The organism is Microbacterium sp. cx-59, assembly GCF_020805625.1.
Taxonomy (GTDB): Bacteria; Actinomycetota; Actinomycetes; order Actinomycetales; family Microbacteriaceae; genus Microbacterium.
Map to the genome: position 1 here is coordinate 207,366 of NZ_JAJHGO010000011.1, position 11,190 is coordinate 218,555.

Annotated in this window: 11 protein-coding genes; 10 read left to right on the forward strand and 1 reads right to left on the reverse strand. The window is 69.5% G+C overall.

Going from position 1 to position 11,190, the window contains the following annotated elements; translation table 11 throughout:
* Positions 1–7: 7 nt before the first annotated feature.
* From LMI96_RS15920 to LMI96_RS15950, 7 genes are all read left to right on the forward strand, one after another.
* Positions 8–1,108 carry a hypothetical protein gene (locus tag LMI96_RS15920; RefSeq protein ID WP_223723477.1) on the forward strand — a complete coding sequence of 367 codons (1,101 nt, stop codon included), beginning with the start codon at positions 8–10 and terminating at the stop codon, positions 1,106–1,108.
* A 31-nt stretch (positions 1,109–1,139) separates the two neighbouring features.
* A complete protein-coding gene (locus LMI96_RS15925; protein WP_228362173.1) occupies positions 1,140–2,222 on the forward strand; it encodes a hypothetical protein in 1,083 nt (360 codons plus the stop codon).
* Positions 2,223–2,372: 150 nt separating this feature from the next.
* Entirely contained in the window at positions 2,373–3,464 is a 1,092-nt protein-coding gene (locus tag LMI96_RS15930; protein ID WP_228362174.1) for a DUF916 domain-containing protein, read from the forward strand.
* 1 nt (position 3,465) lies between these two features.
* Positions 3,466–4,209: a hypothetical protein gene (locus tag LMI96_RS15935; RefSeq protein WP_228362175.1), complete on the forward strand. Its 744-nt coding sequence runs from the start codon at positions 3,466–3,468 to the stop codon at positions 4,207–4,209.
* Positions 4,210–4,415: 206 nt separating this feature from the next.
* The gene (locus LMI96_RS15940) at positions 4,416–5,225 is read left to right on the forward strand and encodes a sortase (protein ID WP_228362184.1); all 810 of its coding nucleotides are present in this window, start codon (positions 4,416–4,418) and stop codon (positions 5,223–5,225) included.
* Between the two features lie 408 nt (positions 5,226–5,633).
* On the forward strand, positions 5,634–6,401 hold the full coding sequence (locus tag LMI96_RS15945) for a phosphate ABC transporter ATP-binding protein (protein WP_223723497.1): 768 nt from the start codon (positions 5,634–5,636) through the stop codon (positions 6,399–6,401).
* 60 nt (positions 6,402–6,461) lie between these two features.
* Positions 6,462–7,106 (forward strand): SatD family protein, encoded by a 645-nt coding sequence (locus tag LMI96_RS15950; RefSeq protein WP_228362176.1) that lies wholly within the window; start codon positions 6,462–6,464, stop codon positions 7,104–7,106.
* A 22-nt stretch (positions 7,107–7,128) separates the two neighbouring features.
* On the opposite strand, the gene LMI96_RS15955 is transcribed toward LMI96_RS15950, so the two are convergent.
* Complete coding sequence (locus LMI96_RS15955) at positions 7,129–7,719, reverse strand: hypothetical protein (protein WP_223723482.1); 591 nt, start codon at positions 7,717–7,719, stop codon at positions 7,129–7,131.
* Between the two features lie 62 nt (positions 7,720–7,781).
* Between LMI96_RS15955 and tyrS the strand changes: the two genes are divergently transcribed.
* Genes tyrS through LMI96_RS15970 form a run of 3 tightly spaced genes read left to right on the forward strand, consistent with a single transcriptional unit; the run spans position 7,782 to position 10,737 of the window.
* The gene (gene tyrS / locus LMI96_RS15960) at positions 7,782–9,086 is read left to right on the forward strand and encodes a tyrosine--tRNA ligase (RefSeq protein WP_223723483.1); all 1,305 of its coding nucleotides are present in this window, start codon (positions 7,782–7,784) and stop codon (positions 9,084–9,086) included.
* Positions 9,087–9,088: 2 nt separating this feature from the next.
* Positions 9,089–9,892, forward strand: a complete 804-nt coding sequence (locus LMI96_RS15965; protein ID WP_228362177.1) for a DUF4184 family protein — start codon at positions 9,089–9,091, stop codon at positions 9,890–9,892.
* Positions 9,889–10,737, forward strand: coding sequence for a hypothetical protein (locus LMI96_RS15970; RefSeq protein ID WP_228362178.1), 849 nt, complete (start codon positions 9,889–9,891; stop codon positions 10,735–10,737). Before LMI96_RS15965 ends, LMI96_RS15970 begins: the two co-directional genes overlap by 4 nt.
* Positions 10,738–11,190: the final 453 nt, after the last annotated feature.

An 11,190-nucleotide genomic window follows, 5' to 3' on the forward strand; every position in this document is an offset into this window, starting at 1 on the left:
AAACACTATGAAGTTCAAGCGGTTCGCCGCCGTGACCGCGGCGCTCAGCGTCGTCGTCGCCGGCGGTATCGTCGCGAGCTCGGCGCAGGCCGAGGTCGTCTCGAACAGCTACGTGATGGTCGGTTCGGACACCCTGCAGGATGCAGCGAACGCCCTGGCCAACGGCACCACGGTCACGGGCTCGCGTGTGCGCGTGCTCGCCGCCACGGGAGACACGATCGGCTCGTTCGACGCGTTCCCCAACACGGGCACGGGCAGCCAGATCCAGACCAAGCCCGGTGGACCCTTCTTCCTGCGCCCCTCCGGCTCCGGTAACGGCGTCTCGGCTCTTCGGGCGTCGATCACCGGCGCAGCGTTCAACGGCAAGGTCATCACCGGCCAGGTCGACATCGCCCGCTCCTCGAGCGGCCCCGGCACGAACCAGAACGCCGACGGCAAGCTCGCCTACGTGCCGTTCGGTCGGGACGCACTGTCGTACATCTACAAGGGCGGCACCGCCGCGTGGGCGAACCTCACGGCGGCCCAGCTCAAGCAGGTCTACGAGGGCACGCTCACCTCGATCGACGGCGTTCCCGTCACCCCGCGCCTCCCGCAGTCCGGCTCGGGCACCCGCTCGTTCTTCCTCACCGCGATCGGCAGCCCGACGCTGAAGGCCGGAATCGACACGAACAACACGACCGCGGAGAACGACGCCACGGTCCTCGCCGCTGGCGAGATCATCCCGTTCTCGGTCGCGAGCTGGACGGCCCAGGTCACCGGCGCCGCCGGTGTCAACACGGTCGCCGCGTCCACGGGCGTGACGCTCGGCAGCGCGGTGAGCGGTGTGCAGCCGGTCACCGGTACCGGCACCACCACGGTGCCGAACGCGGCGTACTACTCGAACGGCACGTTCGGTCGCGACACCTACCTGGTCGTCGAGCGTGCGCGCATCACCCCCGGCGACGGCAAGTACGACGCCGCTCTGGCCGCGCTCGTCGATCCGTCGATCGGTGGCAGCCTCACCAACTTCACGGCCGGACTGTCGGGTACCCCCCGTCGCGTCAAGGAGAAGTTCGGATTCCTGGCCCCGTCGCAGACGGCGCCCCTCTTCGCGTACGTCACTCTCTGAGCCTGAATCAGACAAGGAAACAGACATCATCATGAAGCTTTCGATCAAGAAGGCCGCGGCCGCGGGTCTCGCCGTCGCCCTCGGACTGACGGCGGCCGGCTTCGGCTCGACCGCAGCATCGGCCGCCGTGGGGGACTGGACCCCCAACGGCACGCCGCAGCCGTACTTCATCTACTCCACCGACACCGGAGAGGTCGTCAAGGGGAACAACCAGGCCGGCACCGGTGGCACCGTCCTCAAGTACACGTCGGGACTCGTCGCGGCGCCCTCGGAGACGGACCCCGAGCAGTGGTTCGCCGACGCCCCCGCCGAGGCCGAGGACGCCTACGTGTTCATCGCGCCGGTCGGCAAGGAATCGACCATCTCCGGGTGGTCGTCTCGCGTCAGCATCGGCTTCGCGCCGGGCAAGCGAGGCATCCTCCAGCCGTTCTCGTCGCTGTTCCAGTTCCCCGCGGCGTCGTTCGCCGCGGTCAAAAGCGCGGGTGGCGACTACAGCCTCGGTTACGCCTACACGAAGAACAACGGCGTGACGTTCGTCGGTCTCGGCGCGTACACGACGGTGCACATCACGGCCGGCACCGCCGACTGGACGTACGACTACCCGACCGCCATCACCGGGCAGCCCCCGGTCGACCCGAACACGACCGGTCAGGTCGCGATCGAGGCGCCGGTTGCCGCTCCCGTCAACGGTGCGCTCTCCCTGAGCGTCCCGACGGGTGCCAAGGCCACGCTGGGCGCTGCCGCGCTCAACTCGTCGGGGCAGTCGGTCTCGACCGGCACGCTGCCGACCTTCCAGGTCACGGACAAGCGCTACGTCACCAAGCCGGGTTGGACCGTGAACACGTCGGTCGCCGCCTTCGCGAGCGGCACCAACACACTCGAGCCGTCTGTGCTCTCGATCGCTCCGTCGGTCGCCGCCACGAGCACCTCGACCGGCGTCACGAAGGTCGCATCGCTCCTCGGCTCCGTCACGGCGGGCACGTTCGCCGAGGCCGCCGCCGGCGCCGGAACGGGCGTGACCGACCTGTCGGCCGCCCTCACGCTGACGGCGCCGCTCGGCACGCCGGCGGGCACCTACACCTCGACCCTGACGGTCACCGCCGTCTCGAAGTGATCCCGGGACGGGGCGGATGCTGCATCCGCCCCGTCTCACCCGCCGCACCCCGGCCTTCTGCCGGGGTGCGGCGTCATCGATTCTTCGCTGTTCGCCCCGCGTTCACATCCCGGACGCGAGGCGGTCAGCGCGATATGGAGTTAATAGTCCGTGTTCGAAACCCGAACCCGAACGGGTGCCCTTGCGTTGCGCACGCTCATCGCGCTGACAGCGACCCTCCTCGCGGCCGGTCTGCTGACCGTCGCGGCGCCTCTCGCCGCGCACGCCGATGGCGCGGAGTCGATCGCCGGCGGTCCGTGCGACGACAGCGGAGCGAGCGACGGCCGATCCCGCTTCACGTACGACGCCGTTCCCGGTCAGCAGGTCTCCGACTGCTACCTGGTCGAGAACACCGGCACGGTGTCGCAGCGGGTGACCGTGTACGCGACGGATGCGTTCAACACCGAGGCCGGCGACTTCGCCCTGCTCGACGGTGCCGCATCGCCCACCGACGCCGGTGCCTGGATCGCGCTCGAAGACGGATCGGCCCGGATGCAGTTCGATCTCGCCGCGGGAGATTCCCGCCCCGTGCGGTTCACTCTCACCGTCCCGGCGGATGCCGGTCCCGGCGACCACGCCGGCGGGCTGATCGTGTCGGCGCAGACGCCGTCCGACCAGATCCTCGTCGACCGTCGCGTCGGCACCCGCATGTACGTCCGCGTACCGGGCGAGCTGCAGTCGCTGCTGAACATCACCGGGATGACCGCGACCTACACGCCCACCCTGAACCCCTTCGACGGCACGGCGAACGTCACGCTGACGGTGACGAACCAGGGCAATGTCGCGCTCGCACCGACCCTCGTGCTGTATGCCAAGAGCTTCTTCGGCTCCGATCTCACCGAGCGGAGGCTCGAGAACCTCGACGAGCTCCTCCCGGGGGCATCGCGTACCGTGACGTACGACCTCGGCCCGGTGGGCCAGTACGTGTACGTGGATGCGGCGGCGTCCCTCTACTCGCGCGGCGATCAGACCGGCGCCGCCGCCGCCGTGCCCGAAGCGCCGCAGGTGGACCGCAACGCCGGCATGTGGGCCGTTCCGTGGATCCTCGTCGGCATCCTGCTCCTGGCCGCGCTCGCCGTGCTCATCGCGCGGTGGCGCCGCCGCCGCGACGACAGGCGCGCGGCCGAGTGGATGGCGTTCACGCAGGCCGAGGCCGAGCGTGCGGCAGCGGCTCCCCGCGAGACCGTCGGATCGGGGGCCTGAGATGCGACTGCAGCCCATCGCGCGATTCCTCGTGGCCGCCGGCGCGGCGATGCTGACGGTGTCGCTGCTCTCCCTCCCCGCCCACGCGGAGGACACGTCCTCCGGCGACGGGGGGATCGGCCTCAGCGTGCCGGTGATCGGCACGACGGCGCCCACGACCGGCGGGCCGTCTTCCGGCGCCGTACCTTCCGTTCGCGGCTCCTCCTCGTCCGGCTCCGGTGGCGCTCCGTCGACCGGCGTGACGACGGATGCGGCCGCCCCCGAACCCGCCGCCAGCGACATCCTCATCGCGGGCGGGCTCTACCTCGGCGACGTCAACGGGTCGTCCCGTCCCACGGTGAACCCGTTCGAGGGCACGACCGACCTGTGGGTGTCGCTGCGGAACCTGTCCGACGACACGATCGATCTCACGGCGGACTTCCGCATCGTGGCTCCCACGGGCGCAGAACTCGCCGAGCATCGTGTCTCGGTGACGGGTCTGAAGCCGGATGAGACCCGGGTCGTCAACGCGAGGTTGTCGGGCGCGGGCCAGTGGCCGTGGGTGAGCGGGCGCGTGACCATCGATCCGCCGGATGTGATCGCGGGGCAGCAGACCGCTCCGGTCACCCGGGAGACGGTCGTGTTCGTCTTCCCGTGGCTCGGGCTCATCGGGCTCGTCCTCGTGGTTCTCGCGCTGGTGCTGATGCGGCTCGGCGCGACACTCGCCGCACCCGCGGCGGCACCCGCCGCATCCGGTGCCGCATGACCGTCGCGCTTCCGCAGGCAGTGCCTGCCGGCCCAGCCGCACCCGCGGTACCGCACCTTCCCCCGCGTCCGCCGCGCGGTTCGCGCCCGCCGCGCCCGCCGCGCGGGTCGCGCCCCCCGGCGCCGCCGCGGCCACCGCGTCGTCCGCCGAGCGCGCCCCTGCCCCCGCTGACCCTGCGCCAGTCCATCGTCCGCGGTGTGCTGATCATGGTGGCGTCGCTGATCGCGATGCTGCTGCTGTCGCTCCTGGTCATCGGCAACCTGACCTACCACGCCCGGCAACAGCAGCTCGACGATCGTTTCCGGGCCGAGCTCGCCGCGGGAACGGCGCCGGTCAGCGAGGGCGACTTCGAGGATGTGCTGCTCGCCGACGGTGATCCGGTGGCGCTGATCGAGATCCCCGAGATCGGATTGCGCGATGTCGTCGTCGAAGGCACCTCGGGCAGCGTCCTCATGGACGGCCCGGGGCATCGCCGCGACACGGTGCTGCCGGGTCAGGTCGGCGTCAGCGTTCTGATGGGGCGCGCTCTCGCGTACGGCGGGCCGTTCGGCGGCTTGTCGCAGCTCACCCCGGGGGACCGATTCTCGGTGACGACGGGTCAGGGCGAGCACGTGTACGAGGTCATGGGTACGCGGTACGCCGGCGACCCGGCTCCGGCGAACCCGCGCTCCGGCGAGAGCCGGCTCATCCTCACGACCGCCCGTGGCGGTCCGTTGGCGCCGGTCGGTGTGCAGTACGTCGACGCGACCCTCGTGGGCGATGCGCAACCGCGCGGGGCGCGGCAGACGACGTTCGTGACCCTCCCGCCCCAGGACACGCCGCTCGCCACCGATACCCGCACGGTGTGGGCACTGATCTTCGCGCTGCAGTTCCTCGTGGTCGCCGAGATCGGCGCCATCTGGGCGCTCCGCCGATTCGGGTGGCGGAAGACCTGGATCGCCTTCATCCCCGTCCTCCTGTTGGCGAGCCTGCTGACCGCCACGCAGGTCGCCGTCCTTCTCCCGAACCTGATCTGACCGGAGTCTGAGTTGTCCACCACCCCACAGGAACCCGCTGACGCGGTCGATGAGACGATCACCGAGGTCGTCTCGATCGACCACCCGGATGCGGAGGTCCGTGCTTCGGCCTTCGTCGTCCCACCCGTCGAAGCTCTCCGCGCGTCGGCGTCCACCGGCGACGTCACCGACACGGACGACGCCGCTACCGCGACCCGCCGCCGGCAGCGCGTCGCGGGGCCCCGGTTCCTCGGCCGTGCGCTCGGCCGCGGAACCGTCCTCGAGCGACCCTCGATCGCCGGGGCGCCGCTCGAGGGGGCACCCGCGGTCCCGCCCGAGTATCTGGCGGGCGGTCCGGCGCCGGTCGTCGTGTCCGCCGCGGGCGCCGGCCCCATCCTCGGCGGCGATCCGCTGCTGACGAACCCCTCCGTGCTGGAAGCGCGCCTGATCTCCGCCTGGTTCGGGGATCACCAGGTGCTGCAGGACGTTTCCCTCACGATGCCGGCCGGTCGCGTGACCGCGCTCATCGGTCCGTCGGGCTGCGGAAAGTCGACGTTCCTGCGCATCCTCAACCGCATGCACGAGCTGGTTCCGTCGGCGACGCTCGCGGGCGAGGTCCTCCTCGACGGTGACGACATCTACGACGCGGGGCTCCCCGTGGTCGAAGCGCGCAAGCGCATCGGAATGGTCTTCCAGAAGCCCAACCCGTTCCCGGCGATGTCGATCTACGACAACGTCCTCGCCGGACTCGCGCTCACGGGCGTTCGTGCCGACCGCGATCGGCGCGACTTCCTCGTCGAGACCTGCCTGACGAAGGCCGGCCTCTGGAACGAGTTGAAGGATCGGCTGCGCTCGCCGGGCGGGGGACTCTCCGGCGGGCAGCAGCAGCGTCTGTGCATCGCTCGCTCGCTGGCCGTTCGGCCCCGCATCCTGCTGATGGACGAGCCCTGCTCGGCGCTGGATCCGACCTCCACGCGCGTGATCGAGGAGACGATGCTCGAGCTGGCGCGCGAGGTGACGATCGTGATCGTCACGCACAACATGCAGCAGGCGCAGCGCGTGTCCGACCAGTGCGCATTCTTCCTGGCCTCCCAGGGGCAGCCCGGACACATCGTGGAATTCGGTGACACCGACGCGATGTTCGCCAGCCCCATCGACCCGCGCACGCACGACTACGTCAACGGTCGCTTCGGCTGATCATTCCGAAATATCAGCGCTGTACTGATATTTCACTGTAATCAGCTATACGCTCATCAAATGAGTGTTGCGGTGATTGCAGACATCGTCGGTTCCCGACGGCTCGTCGACCGAGAAGCCGGTCAACGAGCCGTCGAGCAGGCCGTTGCGCGTGCGACCGCCGATCTGCCCGGCGCGGAACGGATGCTGACGCCCACGGTGGGTGACGAACTCCAGGGTGTCTACGCCGACCTCGGCGTCGCGCTCGGCGCCGTGCTCCTCGTGCGCCTCGCCCTCCCCGACGGCGTCGATTGCCGCTTCGGCATCGGCATCGGCGCGACCGGCACGATCGCCTCGGAGGCGGTCGGCACCATCGCCGAAGGACCGGGCTGGTGGGCGGCGCGCGAAGCGATCGACACCGTGCACGGTCTCCAGGGGCGCACGGTGTCGGGAGCGCGCACGTGGGTGGCAGCCTCCGCCGAGGCAAACGACCGGATGCGGGAGACCGTGCGCATCGCCAATGCGGGACTGCTCACACGCGATCACCTGGTCACCGCGATGAGCGCCCGCGCCCGCCGGCTCACCTACGGGCGATGCATCGGAACGCCGCAGCGGGCGCTCGCCGCATCCGAGGGCGTGACGCAGTCCGCGGTGTCGCAACTGCTCGCGTCGTCCGGTGCCAACGCCATCGTCGAGGGGTTCCGGTGGGTGGGGGAGACCGACTGATCGTCGCGCCGGTCGGCGGCCGTCACCAGATGGCGAGGCGCACGAGCGCGCCGACGAGACCCGCCCAGAGCAGACTCGCGAGCGTCCCGACGATGAACCGCTCGCGCGCCGCGGGCGTTGCGAGCTCGGAGAAGCGACCAATGCCCTTGATGGCGACGACGATCGCGATCGCCTCGGGGTAGCCCGCGACGAGCGATGCGACGACGGCGAGTCGTTCCAGATAGCCGATCACCGTGCCGCCTCGCAGTACCTCCTGCATCCGGTCGGTGTCGGTGCTCCGGGAGTCGTAGACGAGGATGCCGCCGCGCACGCCCTCGCGCACTTCGCCGTGGGTGGCCAGATCGAGGATGCGCCGGGTTGTCGGATTGCCCCCGACGACGCCGAGGGAAACGCCGATCAGAGCGATCAGCAGCCCCACCGGAAGCGGCACGTTGAGGGGCGCGACGGCGACCACCATCATCGCGGCGACGACGAGCCCCGCGGCGATGAGCAGGGGAACGTTCGAGGGGCGCCGCACCGCGACGATCACGAGGACGAGGGCTGCGCAGAGCGCGAGCACTAGGGCGATCGACAGCACCGTGATGAGGAGGGCATCCGGGACCACGATCAGCATGGCGCCAGTCTGGCACGTGCCTCCGACGCGGCTCCGGTGCCGGGCTTGCTACGCTGATCCGCGTGTCTACGCCCGCTCTGAGCGCGACCGCCCCCGCCAACGATCCGACGTTCGAGAACGTCTGGGACGAACTGGTCTGGCGCGGCCTCGTGCATGTGTCCACTGATCAGGCGGCGCTGCGCGCCCTCCTGGCGGGCGGCCCCATCACGTACTACTGCGGCTTCGATCCGACGGCGCCGAGTCTGCACCTCGGCAACCTGGTGCAGCTCCTGCTGCTGCGCCGGCTGCAACTCGCCGGACATCGCCCGCTCGGACTCGTGGGCGGGTCGACGGGCCTGATCGGCGACCCGCGCCCGACCGCCGAGCGCACGCTCAACACCCGCGAGACGGTGGAGAAGTGGGTGGCGAGCCTGCGCGCCCAGGTCGAGCGCTACCTCAGCTTCGAGGGCGGGAACGCTGCCCGCATGGTGAACAACCTGGATTGGACGGCGCCGCTGTCGGCCATCGACTTCCTCCGCGAGATCGGTAAGTACTACCGCGTCGGCACGATGCTGAAGAAGGATGCCGTCAGCGCGCGGTTGAACTCCGAGGCCGGCATCAGCTACACCGAGTTCAGCTACCAGATCCTCCAGGGGATGGACTACCTGGAGCTCTACCGCCAGTACGACTGCGTCCTGCAGACCGGTGGCTCGGACCAGTGGGGAAACCTCACGAGCGGCACCGACCTCATCCATCGCGTCGAGGGCGTCTCGGTGCACGCCATCGGCACCCCGCTGATCACGAACAGCGACGGCACGAAGTTCGGCAAGAGCGAGGGCAACGCCGTCTGGCTCGACGCGGAGATGTGCAGCCCGTACCGGATGTACCAGTTCTGGTTGAACACCGATGACGCGGACGTCGTCGATCGCTTGAAGGTCTTCACGTTCCTCACGCGGGCCGAGATCGAGGAGTACGCGGTGCGCGTGCGCGATGAGCCGTTCCGACGCGCGGCGCAGAAGCGGCTCGCCCTCGAGGTGACGGCGCTCGTGCACGGCGAGGGGGCGGCCGAATCCGTGATCGCCGCGTCCGACGCGCTCTTCGGGCAGGGGGATCTGACCGCTCTGGATGCGGCGACCCTCCGATCGGCGATCGACGAGCTCCCGAACGCCGAGGTCGATGCGGGCACGACCGTGGCGCAGGCGCTGATCGCGACCGAGCTCGTGTCGAGTCTCGGTGAAGCACGGCGCGCGGTCTCCCAAGGCGGGGTGACTCTCGACGGTCAGCGGGTGACCGACGAGTCCGCGGTGGTGTCGGGGTCTCTTCCGGGCGGGGTGTCGGTGCTGCGTCGCGGCAAGAAGACGCTCGCCGGGGTCGTCATCCGGAGCTGACGGTGCCGTTCACGCCGAGCCATGCCGTGGTCGCCCTGCCGTTCGTGCGGACACCGCTCGTGCCGGCGGCGATCGCCGTCGGGGCGATGACCCCCGACCTTCCGCTCTTCCTCCGTGGGACGCCGATCACCTATCCGGTCACGCACGACCCGCGCTGGATCCCGGCGACGATGCTGCTCGCGCTCGTGCTGCTGCTCGTGTGGCGGTGCGTGCTGCGGCCGGCGGTGCGCGAGCTCTCCCCGCGATGGCTGGCGGCGCGGATTCCCGCGTCCTGGGACGGCGGCGTCGCCGACGGCTGGGCGGAAACCCTGCGGCCGTCGTGGCGGTCGGTTCTGCTGCTGCTGGCGTCGCTCGCGCTCGGCGTTGCGAGCCACATCGCGTGGGATGCGTTCACCCACGAGGGGCGGATCGGTGTCGAGCTCGTGCCGGCACTCGATGAGCAGTGGGGTCCGCTGCTCGGCCTCAAATGGGTGCAGCACGGTTCGAGCGCGCTCGGGCTGCTGATTCTGGCGATCGCGGGATGGCTCTGGGTGCGCCGGCAGCATCCGGTACGGGTCGATCGCCTCCTCACCGGGGCCGTCCGGGTCGCCGCCTGGGTGTCGCTCCCGGTCGTGCTCGTGGTCGGCTGGCTCGGGGGACTCGCCCTCTACGGTCCTCTCACGAGCGAGTTCACCGTCGCTCACCTCGCGTATCGCGTGCTTCCGCCGGCCTGCGCGATCTGGGCACTGCTCCTGGTCGCGCTCTGCGTGCTGGTCCAGATTCGGCGCGCAATTCGGGCGCCCCGCACCGCATCGCCGGCAGAATGACCCCGCGCGTCGAGTCCTTACCGGCAGCGGACGGTCCGCCGGACTTCGATGAGACGTTCTCGGGGGAGGTGCCCCCGGAACGGTGGGTGGCGCACTACCTTCCCCACTGGACGACTCCCGAGCGGTCGGCCGCTCGTTACCGTGTTCTGCCCGAGGGCGGACTTGAGCTTCGCATCGAGGACGACCAGCTCGACTGGCGTCCGGAGGATGCGCCGCTCCGGGTCTCGAACCTGCAGACGGGAACGACCGCCGGAAGGCTCGGCGCGGCGGAGGGGATGCACCGGCACCGCTCGGATGGACTCACCGTACGGACGGAGATACCCGAGCGTCTGCTCTGGGCGCCATCCGGGGGACGGATCGACATCACCGTCTCCGCCAGCAACGGCGCGCACTGCATGTTGGCGGCGTGGTTGGTCGGCACAGAGCACTGCGGCGCGGAGGACTCCGGCGAGATCTGCATCTTCGAGATCGACGCCGACGCGGTGCGCCCGCAGACAACCGCGCGCGTCGGGATCAAGGCGCACCGTGATCCCCGCCTGGTCGCAGACATGGGCGAGGTCGTTCTTCCGCTCGAGGGGACTCGGCCGCACACGTGGACAGTGGTGTGGGGAGCGGGGGAGACGGTGATCGGATGCGAAGGGATCGTGGTGCGGCGCATCGCCCAGTCCACGTCGTACCCCATGCTGCTCATGCTCGATCTCTTCGAGATCGGCGACCCCGCCGGGCAGTACCCGAAGACCGCGGTCATCCACCGCGTTCGGGGGTGGGGATCGTCGATCCGCGGAATCACGGGCGACACGCCCGGGGGGATGTCGGGATTTGCCCGCTCCCCGGGATCCACGTAAATTCTTACTTGTTCGCCCCAAAGGGAAGAGCGAAGGCCGGAAGGCCTGACGCCCTCAAGCGGAGAACCACCCCCTTCACTTCACTCCTTGAGTGAGACTCGTTCTGCGAGTATGATGGGGAACCCGGCTCGTCCGAGTCAGATGCTGTCCCACTGTTCCTCTTCGGAACGACGCGACGATTTGACAGAGAGACCGAGACGGGTAAGATAAGGAAGTTGCCCTGCGGGGTTGGCCGTGAGGTCAGCTGGTGGGAGCGTCCGATCCTTGAGAACTCAACAGCGTGCACTTGTCAAATGCCAAATAACCTCGTCTAGCTTCGGCTAGGGAGATTCCTTTGGATCAAGTCCAGCCCTTTCGAGGGTTGGCGTTATGGATTGTCAGTAATGGCATCCTTTTGGTCAGTTCAAACTCGCTGTCCGACCTTATTCCGGTTGGTCAGTATTTTTCTTTTAC

What these genes read in the sequence shown, in the direction of transcription:
- LMI96_RS15925 (WP_228362173.1), top strand. Translation starts at nt 1,140, where the DNA reads ATGAAGCTTTCGATCAAGAAGGCCGCGGCCGCGGGTCTCGCCGTCGCC.
- LMI96_RS15955 (WP_223723482.1), bottom strand. Translation starts at nt 7,719, where the DNA reads ATGCTGATCGTGGTCCCGGATGCCCTCCTCATCACGGTGCTGTCGATC.
- LMI96_RS15920 (WP_223723477.1), top strand. Translation starts at nt 8, where the DNA reads ATGAAGTTCAAGCGGTTCGCCGCCGTGACCGCGGCGCTCAGCGTCGTC.
- LMI96_RS15950 (WP_228362176.1), top strand. Translation starts at nt 6,462, where the DNA reads ATGAGTGTTGCGGTGATTGCAGACATCGTCGGTTCCCGACGGCTCGTC.
- LMI96_RS15935 (WP_228362175.1), top strand. Translation starts at nt 3,466, where the DNA reads ATGCGACTGCAGCCCATCGCGCGATTCCTCGTGGCCGCCGGCGCGGCG.
- LMI96_RS15940 (WP_228362184.1), top strand. Translation starts at nt 4,416, where the DNA reads ATGGTGGCGTCGCTGATCGCGATGCTGCTGCTGTCGCTCCTGGTCATC.
- LMI96_RS15970 (WP_228362178.1), top strand. Translation starts at nt 9,889, where the DNA reads ATGACCCCGCGCGTCGAGTCCTTACCGGCAGCGGACGGTCCGCCGGAC.